Here is a 15,020-nt window from a genome sequence, read left to right as displayed (position 1 = left end):
ACGTTATTTCCGTTTTATTTAGTACAGAAGCATTACATGAGAAAGTTAGGGTTATTAGTTTTAAGTTTTATATCCATTATATCAGTTACCAGGGCACAGGTAAAAGCCGATTCGGCTGCCGCGGCCAAAGCCGATACAATTACGGCAAGAACGCCGGGCAAAACACTGGATAAAATTGCCGCCGTTGTTGGTAACAGCCCCATACTACTATCTGACATTGAACAACAATACGCCCAGTATCTTGTACAGGGCATGCAGCCAAACCCGGATATGAAATGCCGGATTTTGCAATCATTGCTAACTCAAAAATTACTGGCTCAGCAGGCAGTTATTGATAGTATCGACGTAAAAGACGATGATATTGATGCCAGTGTTGACCGCCGCATGCGCGAAATGATGCAAAGGGCCGGAGGCCAGGACAAACTGGAAGGCTTTTTAGGCCGCTCAATTATCCAATACAAGGATGAAATACGTCCCGATATGAAAGAGCAAATGATTGCACAAAAAATGCAGTCTAAAATTACCGAAAAGCTGAATGTGACCCCGCAGGATGTAAAAGATTATTTTAACACCATTCCGAAAGACAGTTTACCCTCCTTTAATAAAGAGGTAGAGATTGGCGAGATAGTTTTTCAGCCTAAATTGAGTAAAGAAGAGAAGGAATTATATAAGGAAAAGGCAGAGGAATTGCTGGCAAGGGTTAAAAAAGGTGAAGACTTTGGAACCCTGGCAAGGCTTTACTCACAGGATCCGGCATCGGCGGTTGAAGGCGGCGATCTGGGTTTTGCAGATCGTACCACATTTGTAAAAGAATTTACAGCAAATGCATTTAAACTTAAAGCCGGGCAAATATCGCCGGTATTTGAAACCGATTTCGGTTTTCACTTTTTACAGGTTATTGAACGCCGCGGCGAGCAGGTGCACGTAAGGCATATATTAATTACACCTGCCATAACCCAGGCCAGCCTGGATAGGGCTAAAACAAAAGCAGATAGTATTTATACCCTGATGCAGGCAAACAAAAAAACAATTGACTTTTCATCAGCAGCCGCTTATTACTCAGACGATAAGGAAACCAAATTTAACGGTGGCATGATGCTGAATGCCGAAAATGTACAAACCCGATCAACCTTTATACCTACTGATAAACTTGACCCTAAAGTTGCGCTTATTGTTGATACCATGAAGGTGGGCAGCATTTCAAAACCCGATTTGTTTACTGGGGCCGATGGTAAAAAGAGTTACAAAATTTTATACTTAAAATCGGCTACGGATGCTCACAAGGCAAACCTGGCACAGGATTTTCCTAAACTGAAGGAGTTTGCTTTTGAGGACAAAAACAGTAAAACCGTAAACAAGTGGTTTGATAAACGCCGAAAGGAAACTTTTATCAAAATTGACAAGGAATACCAAACCTGCGATATCCTGAAAAAATGGATAGCCGCTCCAACCGCAACCGCTCAAGCTAAATAACAACCAATTTATGCCACACCGCTCTGATGTTGAAGCTGCCGATGCTTTAAAACTGGCTTACCAGCAAATACGATCCGAAATAGGGAAAGTTATCATTGGGCAGGATGAGGTGGTGAAATTTGTGCTGATCTCTATCTTCAGCAATGGGCATTGTTTACTGGTAGGCGTACCGGGCCTTGCTAAAACCCTGTTGGTGCAAACCGTATCGCAGGTGCTCGACCTTGATTTTAAACGCATCCAGTTTACTCCCGACCTGATGCCATCAGACATCATAGGTTCGGAAATTTTAGGCGAAGACCGTAATTTTAAATTTATACCCGGCCCTGTTTTCAGCAATATCATCCTTGCCGATGAAATAAACCGTACCCCGCCAAAAACTCAGGCTGCCTTACTGGAAGCCATGCAGGAAAAAGCGGTTACCGCCGCCGGGGTTACGCACAAACTTGCCAAACCTTTTTTTGTATTGGCCACGCAAAACCCCATTGAACAGGAAGGAACTTATCCCCTGCCCGAGGCCCAGCTGGATAGGTTTATGTTCAACGTAGCATTAGATTACCCATCGTTTAAAGAGGAGCTGCAGGTTGTTAAAAACACCACAAGCACTTTAAAGGTAGATGTTAAAAAGATATTGAATGCCGAGCAAATCACTTACTTTCAGCAATTGGTGCGCAACATCCCGGTTACTGACCATGTGATGGAATATGCCGTAAAGCTGGTGTCAAAAACCCGCCCCAATACCGCGTTTGCCGCACCACAGATAAACCGCTTACTTACCTGGGGTGCCGGTCCGCGGGCATCACAGTTTTTGGTTTTGGGAGCTAAGTGCCATGCCGTGATCAACGGAAAATACTCACCCGATATTGAAGATGTGCAGGCCGTTGCCAAACCTATTTTAACCCACCGTATTGTACGCAGCTACCACGCCGAGGCAGAAGGACTTTCGGCAGCTGATATTATTGAAGGGTTGTTTTAGGGGGCGACTTCAAAGTACTCGTCAAATCTATTTTTGTGTTTTTTTTCTTCGTGTTAAAAAAATGGGACATCAGGAGTTCGGTTCTCGTCGGGACCACTAAATGACCCACCTTGGAAACGACATGGGAAGATTATTAAAACCCTTTAGATAAGATCTGAGGGGTTTTTTGTTGGGATAGTTTTTTATCTTTACTTCAGGCTTGAATCCCAATCATTAATAATGTTTTTCAAAAAACCATTCGATTACGAAAAAATGCTTCTGAAATATATAGATGAAGATTTTTCGCTTTTCGCCTGTGGCAAAGACGCACCTCAACGTGATGTTTTAAATAAAGTTGAGAAACGATATAAAATCAAGTTACCAAAGGATTTTAAGGATTATTCACTTTCGCCATTAGGTGGACTTAGGATTGAAATTAAAGAGGATATCTGGCCTCGACCTAAACAGTTAGAAGTTGGTCCATTTTGGTCTTTTCTTTATGGATTGGAAGTTTTTGGATTTGCAGCTGATATACCAGAGTGCTTGGATATTAATATCCAAACAGACGCCTTTACGAACCAAACTAATAACGACTATATTCCATTTATGAAAGTCATTGGAGATGCTGATGTGTATTGCTTTAACAAAAAGGGGATAATTTATAGATGGGATCATGAACTTGACCTCTTTAATAAAGTAGATAAGTCGTTTATTGAATTATTGGAATATGAAACTGCAGAATTGAGAAATCGAAAAGACAAAAAAATACTGACACTTAACTCCTAAGAAATACTTCAGAATCGTAACTACGATCTTCTAAACCAGCCGCACAATGCAAATCAGCCATAAAAGAGTTCGAGTTTTGTAGTCTAAGGACCACATTTAAACCCATCCATGGGAACGGCATGGGAAAATTATTTAAAAGCCCTTGGATGAAATTCTGAGGGCTTTTTTGTTGTCGTATTCAAAACGATATTAATTACCTTTAGCTACAACTTATGAAACATATTATTCTGCTTTAATTTTTGACAGAATATTTACTTAGCAAGAAATGAAAATGAGGAAAATATTCGGGCTCCTAATACTCGTTTTAAGTATATTTTTTTTGATAAAAAAAATATACCCGTCTCGTGAAAAATTGGATGTTAAGAGAATAAATAAGTTGTACTACGCCAGAGAATTTGAAAAAGCAAAAAATGAGTTAGATGCACACATAAAGACATATCCCGGTTCTTCTCAAAGTTGGACTTATCTGGGCTTGGTAAAACTTGAGCTAAATGATACACTTGGGGCTGAATTGGCTTATAGAAAGGGCTTTGAACTAGATAAAGAGAATGATAAAGCTATTGTAGGCTTAGGAATAGTAGAAAGGATGAAAGGGAATTATGCAAAAGCAAGGCAATACTATGAAAATGCAATAGCGATAAATCCTAACAATCCCGATTGCTATGCGAGTTTGTTGGTGCTGGAGATTAAAAATAAGAACTACTCAAAAGCTGTTGAATTGGGGGAAAAAGCTAGGAGACTGAATCTGACTAAAACTCGCCCTGGAATTCTCGGAAATTTAGTAATTGCCTATCATTTTAATCATCAGATAAAAGAACGAGATAATGCATTAGCTGAGCTTCAGAAAATGAATTATCCGGATATTAAATACACTAAAATGATAATTAACAATGAGCTTGATGTCAATGACTTTCTTTAGGGTGAGGCCATTCTTAATTAAGAAAATGCTTTTAGAACACGGCATCATACATCGATGTTTTATAGATCGGCATTTTCAAAACTCGGACAAATTATCCTCTAAACCCGCTGCTTTATGGAAATCATCCATAAAAGAGTTCGAGTTTTGTAGTCTAAGGACCACATTTAAACCCATCTATGGAAATAATGTGGGAAGCAATTCAAGTACAACCTCACGCCGGGGCACTAAACAAACAATTTAGCTTAAGCAGGATTTACTCCACAAATCTCTATTGTTATTTCAGGTCGAATCGCTTTTAAGCCCCTTATTACGCCGTAATACTTTAAACCCAAATGTTAAATATGATAATTTAACATTTTCCTGCCTCCTCTTTTCATCCAATATTCATTTATTCCCCCTAACTTTATCCAATGTCATCCCATCATATTGTTCGCGAAAAACAGGAACCCGCACTGCTGGTGCTGGGTATAGATAATTTTGAGGAAGAGTTGCTGGGACAATTATTGGAGTGGAGCCCAACGGTGATTACTACACCCGATACTGCCGAAAAGTTAAACAGTTTTGGGATTAAGGTAGATTGGATAATTAGCTATGGTGATGAAATGATCCCGCAGTCGGATATTAAACTGATCCCGGCAGGGAACAACAGCCTGGCGGTAGCGGCTTTAAAGTTCCTTACTGCTAATAATTACCCGGCGGTGAACATTATTACTGACGAGTTGGCATTAGCGGATTTTTTGCCTTACGCAGGTAAAATTAACCTGGTTATTTTTAACGCGCAGCAAAAAATTTATCCCGTTACGTCGGGTTTCAGCAAGTGGAAACCGGCCGGGGAGCAAATTGAGTTATTGACAAAACCTAACGCATTGCAATACAAAGGCTTGCAAAATAATGGGCAGGGGCTTTACAAAACTACCGGCGATGGTTTTTTCAGCCTGCAGTTTGAAGACCCTTTTTTGCTGATTGCCGAGGCATTAAATTAGTAAGTGTATTGCAATAAAAAGGTAATTTGAGGGTTGTTGTTAAGGTAAATTTTATATTGGTGTACTTTTTGTAATATTTCTAAATAATTATAAATATAAATTAAACCGTTTAAACATTTTTTGGTCTAAATATATACTCAGCAAAATACCTGCTGAACAGTAAAAACTTTCAATCATGAAAAGGACATATAAAAATTTATTTTCATTCGCTTTAGCAGGCTTGTTGAGCTTGCCTTTAGCTTTTACAGCATCGGCACAACGCAGAGGCGGCGGCGGTGGTGGCGGAAGCAGCAGTGGCGGTGGCGGCGGCTCAAGATCCGGCGGCGGCGGTGGTAGTGTTAGCGTTTCCCGTCCTTCTGGTGGCGGCAGCGTTGGTGTTGCCCGTCCTTCATTTAATGGCGGCGGCGGCGGTCAGCGTGCTGCAGTGGCTCCCCCATCACGTGGCTTTAGCGGCAGCGGCGATGTAAATCGTGGTAATGTAACCCGTGGCAACGTAAATGTAGCGCCCCAGCGTGGCAATTACGGCATGGGCACAAGGTCAAATAACGTAGCTGTGGCCCCTCAGCGCAGCGGCGTAAACACAAACGGGCAACGTGTTTACACTGGTGGCACCCGTAGCTATAACAGTGTTGACAGGCGTGCTTATAATGGCGGCCGTGGCTCTTACTACAACAACGCTAACGGATACGGTACCAGGGTTTATAACCGCGGTTCTTATCGTTACGGTGGCCGTGGCGGATATTTTGGAAGCCACTATTATTATCCATATCATAACTACTACAGTTCATATTACTACCCACGTATTGGTTTCAGCATAGGATTTTTACCTTACGGATATTATCCATTCTGGTATGGCGATTACCAGTACTACTATAGCGATGGTTTATACTACCGTCAATATAATGATCAGTACACTGTTGTTGAACCACCTATAGGTGCCGAGGTTAAAACCTTACCAACAGATGCAAAATCAATTACCATTAATGGCGAGCAGTACTATGAATTAAATGGTGTGTACTATCAACCATATACCAAAGATGATGGCACACAGGTTTATGTAATAGCAGGTAAAGATGGCGAGTTGAATACCGATAACAGCGGCAATGGCGACTATCAGCAAGGCCCCCAAATAGGTGATATTGTTACTCAGTTACCTGATGATTGCCGGAAAATAAAGATCAACGGCGAAAAATTATATGTTTCTCCTGATGGTTTTTATTACCAGGAAAGCAAAAACAACAACGGCGATACTATTTATAAAGTTGTAGGTACACCATCTGATGAACCAGATCAGCAACAATAAATTCCGTTTAAATACATAATGAACAGGCTGCTTCAAATTTGAGGCAGCCTGTTTTGTTTATGGAGCCTGCCCGAAACAGCTGTGTAAACTCAGCGCAGGATTAATCACCAAAAGAGCAAACTTTTTCAGGGCGACACCTTATATTTCCCCGTATCCTGGCAAATATTACGCAATTCATAAAAACCTAACATATTGGCTTACAGGACAAAGGCGTTCCATGCCTTGTTTTGACCATATGTTAACTTATTGACCTACAGGCAAAAAGATGTTCCACCCGTTCCAGTCTTCAGGGGCGTTCCGGTGGAACGCCTGTTATTTTAATTGCGGTCCATTGAACGTTATAAAAGTATTAATTGCATACCTTAGCTATTTTTACAATAACCATTGCGCTTTACCCATCATGAAATATTTAGCTGTTTTATTACTTACTATATTATCATTAAGCGCCAAGGCGTCTGCGGTTGATTCCCTTATACTATACAAAGCCAACAACCCGCTCATACAATATGTTGGCCGGGTTGATCTCTCGAACCCAATAAGGCCAAGGATGTGGTCGCCGGGAGTGTATATTAAGGTGCGGTTTAAAGGCAGCAAATGCCAGGTACTTATTAACGACCAGGTAATTTATGGTAAAAATCACAACTACCTGGAGATAGCCGTTGATAACGAAAAACCCTATCGCATCCAAACCACCGGCAAAACCAATGTGATTACTGTGGCTGATGGATTGGCGGATGGCATCCACACCGTATTGATCTGTAAAGACACCGAATCAATGATCGGATTTATTGATGTTGTTGGCATCCGCTGCGAAAAGCTGTTGGCACCCCTACAGGCAAAACATAAGATAGAGTACATCGGCGATTCCATCACCAGCGGTGCTGGCATGGACCAATCGGTAGTGCCATGCGATAAAGGCGAATGGTATGATCAGCACAATGCCTATATGAGCTACGGGCCAACCACATCACGTAATTTAAATGCCGACTGGCAGCTTACCTCCGTTGCAGGCATTGGCCTTGTACACAGTTGCTGTAATATGGATGTAGTAATGCCACAGATATTTGATAAGGTATTCCTGCGTAATGATTCGATCGCCTGGGATTTTAAGCGTTATCAGCCCGATGTGGTTACCATTTGCCTGGGTCAGAATGATGGTGTGCAGGATTCAGCCCTGTATTGCAGCGCTTATCTTAAGTTTATTGGCACATTAAGGCAAAAGTACCCCAAGGCCGATATTGTTTGTTTAACCAGTCCCATGGCCAATGGCATCCTTACCGACGTTTTGCAGCGTTATATTAATGCCATAACTGCCTATGCCAACGCCAGGGGAGATAAAAAGGTTTATAAATACTTTTTTTTACGCAAGTACAATAATGGCTGCGGTGGGCATCCCGATCTTTATGAACACCAGCTTATTGCCGGAGAGCTCGTCGCTTGTTTAAAAAAGCTGACTGGCTGGTAATAAGCCCCATATCCAGGGAATTTACGGGGGACGTATTTTTATTTTACAAACGCATACCCAAATTATCATAAAACACGTTGCTTTGCTATATAATCACATACTCCTATGAGCAACATTCTTCATATTCTTAATGGCGACTCTACCCTGTATGGTTTTAACCAGACCGGGCTTGATGGCGATGTAATGGTATGGCGCGAGGTATTATCCGAAGGCCCATTGCAGGAAAACATTTCCTCGGGAAGCTTTTGGAGTGCCCGTTCCAAATGGATCCATAAAACCTTTAATGAGCCTGTTGAAGAGTATCAGCATAAAGTGATTGATGAACTGGGCAAACTGAATGAACCTTATGAAGAGATTAACCTATGGTTTGAGTTCGACCTGCATTGCCAGGTAAACCTATTGGGCGCAATGCGAATGTTGAACCAGCAAACCAACATGTCGGCCCCGGCGGTTTACCTTATTTGCCCGGCAGATTATCCGGAGGTAAAAGATTTCAGGGGCATGGGTGAGTTAACCGGAGATCAGTTGGAAGATCTTTACGACAGCCGGGAGCAGTTAAACGAATGGGAATTTGAGCTGGCAGCAGAAGCCTGGCCCCTGTATGTAAACGGCAATGCTGATGAACTGGAACTATGGCTTAATGAAAACTCCTTTTGGGGAGTATTACACCTGCTTAAGCCCGCCCTGCAAGCCCACTTAAAAAGATTACGAACAAATGCAGAGGGCCTAAATTACATAGAACAAAAGCTGTTGGGTATCTATAATAGCGGCATCAAAACAAGAATCGAAATATACCTGGCTTTTTGGTCGACAGAGAAAATATATGGCATGGGCGATTCGGAAATTGATATTTATCTTAGCCGCCTTAAACAAAAACAGCTTATTGAGCTATAATAATTATTAGCTCCTATATCATCAGCTGCGTGAAGAATAACCAGCCAAAGTATAGCTATCAATTGCAGGAGCTACAATGAACAGCTAAACATTAAGGTACCGTGACCGCTATGGTAGGCGATCGTTCACTCTCGTTCTTGAGCCTGTCCAATGCCGTTACTACATAAAAATAAGTTTTACCTTTTTGAACAGTGTTATCCTCGTAGCTAAGGTTAGCATTATAGATGATCTTCAGGATGTTTTTGGGATCGTCGATATTTATTTTCTCATTATCAAAGCGGTAGATAACATAGCCGTACACAGCCTCTTCATCTTTTGCAAGTGTGGGTGTAAGCCACTTTACCATTACGCTGTTTTTATTTACCGATGGTCTTGCTGTAACATTTTGCGGGGCATTAGGAGCTACTGAATCGCGCCAAAGCATAACAGGCGGCAATGCCGGATACCTGTAATAATTATCCCGTAATGAATCGATAATGCCGAGGGGGTTATTGGTAAGCGAGGTGGAACTGAAATAAACACTCCCCTGCACTCTAGGGTTATTTCTGATCATGTTAATCTGGTCGGGCAACTGAGTGGGATCTTTAAAAGCTGCGGTTTTTCGTTCATTAATGCGGTAAGCGGCCTGGCCTATATACAAATGCCGGCCATAGGTATTATTGCTCCACCAGTTTAGTAATTTATCAAAGGCTGCGGCCCGGTTGCCAATAGGCCAGTACAGTTGCGGGTTTATATAATCTACCCAGCCTTCTTTGATCCACTCGCGCGAGTCGGCATAATTTTCATAATAGGATGATCCGCCATTGGTTTCAGATCCCTCTTCGTCCTGGGCTTTATTAGCCCAGATCCCAAACGGGCTGACGCCGAATTTAATGTTGGGATCATGCGCATGCACGCTGTCACCAATCATTTTTATCAATAGGTCAACATTATGGCGCCGCCAGTCTTTTATATTATCGTATCCTTCGCCATATTTGGCATAGGTATCTTCATCGTTTATTTTTTGCCCGGCAATAGGATAGGGATAAAAATAATCATCCATATGTACGCCGTCGATATCATAATTATCCACCACATCCAGTATTACCTGTACTATATAATCGCGCACTTCGGGCAGGCCTGGGTTAAATGTTTTAATACCACCGTAGGTAAAAAACCATTCGGGTTTTATTTTAGTGATGTGCTGTGGACTAAGCGCTGCAAAATTGCCGTCAAAAGTTGCTCTATATGGGTTAAACCAGGCATGTAGTTCCATGCCTCGTTTGTGGGCTTCGGTAATGGCAAATTCAAGCGGATCATAAGCCGGGCTTGGTCCCTGCCCCTGCTTGCCCGTTAAATATTTTGACCATGGCTCACGGCTTTTGGTGTAAAAGGCATCAGCAGCGGGCCTTACCTGTAGCATAACCGCATTAATACCGGTTTCCTGGTGCGAGTTTAATATATCAATCAATTGCTGTTTCTGACGGTCGGATGTTAGTTTGGTGCTGGTTGGCCAGTCGATATTCACTACGGTTGCAACCCATACCCCTCTAAATTCGCGCTTTGGTTCTGTTTTAGCTACCGCAGGCGAGTTTGTCGGTTCAGCCGGTTGTGCCTTAATGCTTATTACAATAAACAAGAGGGTTATCAGCAGTAAAAAATGGCGGTATATATACATTAAAACGAATTAATTAGAAGATACAAAGATATAAAACTCCTATGGTAGGCCTTTTATTATCCTATATAAATTTGCTTTGATATTGCGATTTTGGCATATTGTACTTATTTTTATGCGTCGCCAGCATAATTTTAAAATCTCAATTTTAAAAAAAAATCATATTTTAAATCTTTTTACGTTTAATAGCGTTGTGTAATTAATTTGAAACAACACTTAAAATTGCAATAAAAGCAGGTTATATCAATTTATATGGATATGCTTGTAAACTAAACACCACAGTTAAACAGAAGTTTTTTTAATAGCTTTCTACTTTAAACTGTATTTAAACTTTAAACATTTAATTGCTATGGAAAATCAATCTGGGCAACCACCTAAAAAAAATTCGAACGTAATTTATTTTCTTATTGTGGTGGTATTGGCTTTATTAGGTACCGATGTGTACCTGTACCTCCAAAAAAACAAATCGGATGTGCGGATAGTTACCCAACAGGATGAACAAACAAGGTTAAAGGCCGATCTCGACAGCCTTGAGGCCCAGGTTGATCAGGTGAATGCTGGTAAGGCCAAAATGTCCAAAGAGCTAACAGCCAAAAATGACTCGTTAAAAGCGAAGATTCAGGTATTAAGAACCCAGTTGGCCAAGGGTAAACTTACCAAAGCCGAATTGGTAAAAGCAGAGGAAGATGTTAAACAGCTACGGTACTTTGTAACTAAGTATACGGCCGATATTGAAGAGCTGCACAAACAAAACGCCACCTTAACAACCGAACGGGATACCTTAAAAAGCAACCTGGCCAATGTTGCTAAAAAGGCCGATACCCTCCAGAAACAAAACCAGGATCTTGACGCTAAAGTAAAAGTAGCACAAGTCCTTAAGCTGGCCACATCAAATATAGTTGCCTATAAAATTAAAGGCAGCGGTAAAGAGGTTGACGTTACCCGTGCCGGACCAGCTAAAAAAATCAAGATCAATTTTACAGTTGCAAGCAACACATTAGCTGACAAATCATTGCACGATATATATGTACGTATCATTGACCCAACCGGTAACCTCATTACGGCGCCCGATGGAGGAACTTTTACTGCTGATAATTCGGAGCTGCAATACACCTATAAAACATCAATTGATTTTAAGGATGACGGTACCGAATATACAATTGACTGGCTTAACCCTACCCCACCTTTTGTAAAAGGCACTTACACCGTATTACTTTATGCCGATGGTGGCACTATGGGTAAAACGGGTTTTACACTAAAATAAAAACAACTAATTAAATTAAATATCCAAAGCCCTGTTCCGTGATCGGAACGGGGCTTTGTGCCTCATAGTCGCCCCCAATCCACTCCGAAACATAGGCTCCGGGTGAAATATTAACTTTTCTGTTACAACTTTTTAATATTCTTTAAAAAGTTTAATTTGCATGCTGTTTCCCAATTAAGTATTTCAAAACCAAGTTCATGTATGAAAAAACTATTCCTGTTACTATGCTGCTGCTGTCTGCATTTTTTTTCATTTGGCCAGGCGCCCAATAATGGTTTGTCCATTATTCCGGAGCCGGTTAAGGTCACCCGGAAGGTGGGCAAATTTATATTACCCAAAATTGTTATTCTTGAAGCCGGTAATCAGCCCGAATTAGTGCCTGTAATTACCTATCTTAAAAAGAAGCTAAACACCGCGGCAGGTGCCGCTGTCGCTGTAAAAAGCATAGCGCCATCTGCATCCATCAAATTCGTTTTGAACAAGAAAAATGATCCGCTGATCGGGACTGAGGGCTATAACTTATCGGTAACCGCAAAAAAGGTGGTAATAAAAGCCAACGAGGCCGCCGGCATATTTTACGGCTTACAAACCTTTATACAGCTATTACCTAAAGAATTTGAAGGTAAGGAATTTGCAAAGGGCATTAAATGGACAGCTCCTGCCGTTGAGATAACCGATTATCCCAGGTTTGGATGGAGGGGATTAATGTTTGATGTATCGCGCCATTTTTTTACCAAACCCGAGGTTGAACAATATATAGATGCTATGGTTAAATACAAACTTAACCTGCTGCACCTGCATTTAACCGACGACGAAGGATGGCGGGTTGAAATTAAAAGCCTGCCAAAACTTACCACAGTTGGGGCTTATAATGTTAAAAAAGTTGGACAGTTTGGTACATTTACCCCGCCCACTTTGGATGAGCCGCGCACCTACGGTGGCTTTTATACCCAGGAAGATATTAAGGAACTGGTACAATACGCAAAAGACCGCTTTGTAAATATACTGCCAGAGATTGATGTACCGGGCCATAGTCTTGCCGCTGTAGCCGCTTATCCGGAACTTTCCTGTACTCCGGGTGCTGATAAATATGTAGTAAACTCTGGCGAGCCATTTATGAAGTGGGAGGGCCCGCATAATACCGCCATTGTTGATAATACCTTATGCCCGGCCAATGAAAATGTATATGCATTTTTAGATAAGGTTGTTACCGAAGTTGCCCAGCTTTTCCCTTTCCCATATATTCACATGGGTGGCGATGAGTGCGCCAAAAACTTTTGGGAACAAAGCGAAGCCATAAAAGCCTTAATGGTTAAAGAAAACCTGAAAACCCAACAGGAAGTACAAAGCTATTTTGAAAAACGCTTGGAAAAAATTGTTGAATCAAAGGGCAAAAAATTTATGGGCTGGGATGAGATCCTGGAAGGCGGCCTGGGTCCTAATGCTGCTGTAATGAGCTGGAGGGGTATTGCAGGTGGAATTGAAGCTGCAAAAATGGGCCATGATGTAGTGATGAGCCCTACCACCTTTGCATATCTGGATTACATGCAAAGCGATGTAAACGAAACCAAAGTTTACGCCAAATTACGCCTGAATAAAACCTACGAGTTTGAGCCGGTGCCTGATAGCGTTGATGCTAAACTGATAAAAGGTGGCCAGGCTAATTTATGGACCGAGCAGGTTTATAACATCCGCCAGGCCGAATATATGACCTGGCCAAGGGGCATGGCCATTGCCGAATCGGTATGGTCGCCAAGAGAAAAAAAGAATTGGGAATACTTTTTTGGCAAGGTAGAAAAACAGTTTGAACGCTTTGATGAATCTGAAACCAAATATGCGCCGAGTGTATATGATCCATCATTTAGCGCAACTAAAAACCCCGATAACACCCTCAAAATAACGCTTATCAACGAAGCGCCGGGACTGGATACTTATTACAGCTTTGATAACTCTTTACCCGACAATTTTTATCCTAAATATACAGCTCCTATTGATGCGCCTAAGGATGCAACAATGCTAAAGGTAATTACCTACCGTGGTAAAAAGCCCATCGGCCGTATGGTTACCATGCCATTGGCCGATCTGGCTAAACGGGTTAAATAAAGGAGTAAAGATGTATAGATAAAGGATCAAGGACTTTTATGATCCAACGATATTCTAAGCAACTTTAAAAACTATAAAGATTCAAATAAGAAAGCCTCTCGGATATATGAACCGAAAGGCTTTCTTATTTTGCATATGCGTCTTCCTTAGTGTAAGCGATTGAAGCATGCGCCCATGAATGGAAAGCGCAGGCCAAATAAAACGCCCATATGATAGAATTTCATCCTTGTTCCTTTATCCTTCCATCCTTGCTCCAAAAGCCCTTGCTCCCAGGAAATTAATGCTTATTGCCAAAACCAAACTCCTTATAAGTATCGGGCATGGTACCATTATTGGTAAAGGCGAAAGTGAAGGTAGTACCCCAGCTTTCAAAGTCTGCATTTTTATCTTTAGATGTTTCGATATGTACCGAGCTTAACATATAGATCCCTTCACGGCTTAGCTTAAAATAAATAAGCCCGCCTGCATCGGCACTCAGCTTTTGCGGAAATACGTTACCATTAATGGTTTTAACATACAGTATAACCACAGCCTCTTTTAACGGCTTTCCCCGAAAAAGCACCTGGGCCGTTACATCGTCGCCATAATCGGCTTTGTATGGGTTTTGTTTTATAATTATTTCGTATTCCTCGTTTAATGATTTATCAAAATCCTTATCGCTCGGTTTATCAACTGTTATAAGCGTTTTTAAATAGCGGGTTGTTTTTTCTACAAAATATTGCTGATTATTATTTTTGGCCTCTTCTGCAATTTTATCAAGACCCTCGTTGTTCAGGTATTTTAAAAACTTATTCCTTTCAGATTCCACATTTTCACTTTTAACCACCTCTATCATCGCCAAACCCGGACTTTCCAGTTTATAGTTCAAAAAATTAGCCGAGGTATCTTTAGGAGACTTACTGAGATCGGTTTGCTTCTTTCCTTCGTACAACATAAATTTAGAGATCTTTCCGCTTTCATACTTGTATTCACCCTCTTTTACAAATTCACTGCCGCTTAATAAATGCAGATCGAGTTTATCTCCCTTTTTCATATAAAAGCTGCCGGGTAATAAAAAATAATCCTGAGAAGAAGCCGCAAAACCAATGAGCAACAACACCACTATAAGTAAAAATCCAATTCGTTTCATAAGTTTTTTGTTAGGATTACCAAACATACAAAGTTTAACCCGAAAATATTATTTTTTAGCCTTGTTGAGGGCGTTGCCATTTAAAAACTTCAGTA

The 15,020-nt window shown here is 41.2% G+C and carries 12 protein-coding genes; 10 read left to right on the top strand and 2 right to left on the bottom strand.

Annotated features, from left to right (window positions below; translation table 11 throughout):
• Positions 1-36: 36 nt before the first annotated feature.
• From AC1DQW_RS04295 to AC1DQW_RS04260, 8 genes are all read left to right on the top strand, one after another.
• Positions 37-1,473, top strand: a complete 1,437-nt coding sequence (locus AC1DQW_RS04295) for a peptidylprolyl isomerase (RefSeq protein WP_477452991.1) — start codon at positions 37-39, stop codon at positions 1,471-1,473.
• Between the two features lie 10 nt (positions 1,474-1,483).
• Entirely contained in the window at positions 1,484-2,446 is a 963-nt protein-coding gene (locus AC1DQW_RS04290; protein WP_477401267.1) for an AAA family ATPase, read from the top strand.
• Positions 2,447-2,665: 219 nt separating this feature from the next.
• Positions 2,666-3,211, top strand: coding sequence for an SMI1/KNR4 family protein (locus AC1DQW_RS04285; protein WP_477452990.1), 546 nt, complete (start codon positions 2,666-2,668; stop codon positions 3,209-3,211).
• A 271-nt stretch (positions 3,212-3,482) separates the two neighbouring features.
• Positions 3,483-4,130: a tetratricopeptide repeat protein gene (locus AC1DQW_RS04280; RefSeq protein ID WP_477452989.1), complete on the top strand. Its 648-nt coding sequence runs from the start codon at positions 3,483-3,485 to the stop codon at positions 4,128-4,130.
• Positions 4,131-4,540: 410 nt separating this feature from the next.
• Positions 4,541-5,113, top strand: coding sequence for a thiamine pyrophosphokinase (locus AC1DQW_RS04275; protein ID WP_477452988.1), 573 nt, complete (start codon positions 4,541-4,543; stop codon positions 5,111-5,113).
• A gap of 526 nt (positions 5,114-5,639) precedes the next feature.
• Positions 5,640-6,416, top strand: coding sequence for a DUF6515 family protein (locus AC1DQW_RS04270; protein WP_477453071.1), 777 nt, complete (start codon positions 5,640-5,642; stop codon positions 6,414-6,416).
• 400 nt (positions 6,417-6,816) lie between these two features.
• Positions 6,817-7,881 (top strand): SGNH/GDSL hydrolase family protein, encoded by a 1,065-nt coding sequence (locus tag AC1DQW_RS04265; protein ID WP_477452987.1) that lies wholly within the window; start codon positions 6,817-6,819, stop codon positions 7,879-7,881.
• Between the two features lie 105 nt (positions 7,882-7,986).
• Positions 7,987-8,775, top strand: coding sequence for a DUF1835 domain-containing protein (locus AC1DQW_RS04260; protein ID WP_477452986.1), 789 nt, complete (start codon positions 7,987-7,989; stop codon positions 8,773-8,775).
• A gap of 91 nt (positions 8,776-8,866) precedes the next feature.
• Here the strand turns inward: AC1DQW_RS04260 and AC1DQW_RS04255 are convergent, their stop codons facing one another.
• Positions 8,867-10,432 carry a glycoside hydrolase family 10-like protein gene (locus AC1DQW_RS04255; RefSeq protein ID WP_477452985.1) on the bottom strand — a complete coding sequence of 522 codons (1,566 nt, stop codon included), beginning with the start codon at positions 10,430-10,432 and terminating at the stop codon, positions 8,867-8,869.
• A 346-nt stretch (positions 10,433-10,778) separates the two neighbouring features.
• Between AC1DQW_RS04255 and AC1DQW_RS04250 the strand changes: the two genes are divergently transcribed.
• Together AC1DQW_RS04250 and AC1DQW_RS04245 are read left to right on the top strand one after the other, a co-directional pair.
• Entirely contained in the window at positions 10,779-11,693 is a 915-nt protein-coding gene (locus AC1DQW_RS04250; RefSeq protein ID WP_477452984.1) for a hypothetical protein, read from the top strand.
• A 201-nt stretch (positions 11,694-11,894) separates the two neighbouring features.
• The gene (locus AC1DQW_RS04245) at positions 11,895-13,796 is read left to right on the top strand and encodes a beta-N-acetylhexosaminidase (protein WP_477452983.1); all 1,902 of its coding nucleotides are present in this window, start codon (positions 11,895-11,897) and stop codon (positions 13,794-13,796) included.
• A gap of 277 nt (positions 13,797-14,073) precedes the next feature.
• Here AC1DQW_RS04245 and AC1DQW_RS04240 read toward each other — a convergent pair whose 3' ends face one another.
• Entirely contained in the window at positions 14,074-14,925 is an 852-nt protein-coding gene (locus AC1DQW_RS04240; protein ID WP_477452982.1) for a DUF4198 domain-containing protein, read from the bottom strand.
• Positions 14,926-15,020 lie beyond the last annotated feature (95 nt).

Source organism: Mucilaginibacter sp. P5_A4, assembly GCF_056400605.1.
Note: the sequence above shows the minus strand (reverse complement) of the source record. Positions and strands in the feature narration are given on the sequence as shown.

What these genes read in the sequence shown, in the direction of transcription:
- AC1DQW_RS04295 (WP_477452991.1), top strand. Translation starts at nt 37, where the DNA reads ATGAGAAAGTTAGGGTTATTAGTTTTAAGTTTTATATCCATTATATCA.
- AC1DQW_RS04290 (WP_477401267.1), top strand. Translation starts at nt 1,484, where the DNA reads ATGCCACACCGCTCTGATGTTGAAGCTGCCGATGCTTTAAAACTGGCT.
- AC1DQW_RS04285 (WP_477452990.1), top strand. Translation starts at nt 2,666, where the DNA reads ATGTTTTTCAAAAAACCATTCGATTACGAAAAAATGCTTCTGAAATAT.
- AC1DQW_RS04280 (WP_477452989.1), top strand. Translation starts at nt 3,483, where the DNA reads ATGAGGAAAATATTCGGGCTCCTAATACTCGTTTTAAGTATATTTTTT.
- AC1DQW_RS04275 (WP_477452988.1), top strand. Translation starts at nt 4,541, where the DNA reads ATGTCATCCCATCATATTGTTCGCGAAAAACAGGAACCCGCACTGCTG.
- AC1DQW_RS04270 (WP_477453071.1), top strand. Translation starts at nt 5,640, where the DNA reads ATGGGCACAAGGTCAAATAACGTAGCTGTGGCCCCTCAGCGCAGCGGC.
- AC1DQW_RS04265 (WP_477452987.1), top strand. Translation starts at nt 6,817, where the DNA reads ATGAAATATTTAGCTGTTTTATTACTTACTATATTATCATTAAGCGCC.
- AC1DQW_RS04260 (WP_477452986.1), top strand. Translation starts at nt 7,987, where the DNA reads ATGAGCAACATTCTTCATATTCTTAATGGCGACTCTACCCTGTATGGT.
- AC1DQW_RS04255 (WP_477452985.1), bottom strand. Translation starts at nt 10,432, where the DNA reads ATGTATATATACCGCCATTTTTTACTGCTGATAACCCTCTTGTTTATT.
- AC1DQW_RS04250 (WP_477452984.1), top strand. Translation starts at nt 10,779, where the DNA reads ATGGAAAATCAATCTGGGCAACCACCTAAAAAAAATTCGAACGTAATT.
- AC1DQW_RS04245 (WP_477452983.1), top strand. Translation starts at nt 11,895, where the DNA reads ATGAAAAAACTATTCCTGTTACTATGCTGCTGCTGTCTGCATTTTTTT.
- AC1DQW_RS04240 (WP_477452982.1), bottom strand. Translation starts at nt 14,925, where the DNA reads ATGAAACGAATTGGATTTTTACTTATAGTGGTGTTGTTGCTCATTGGT.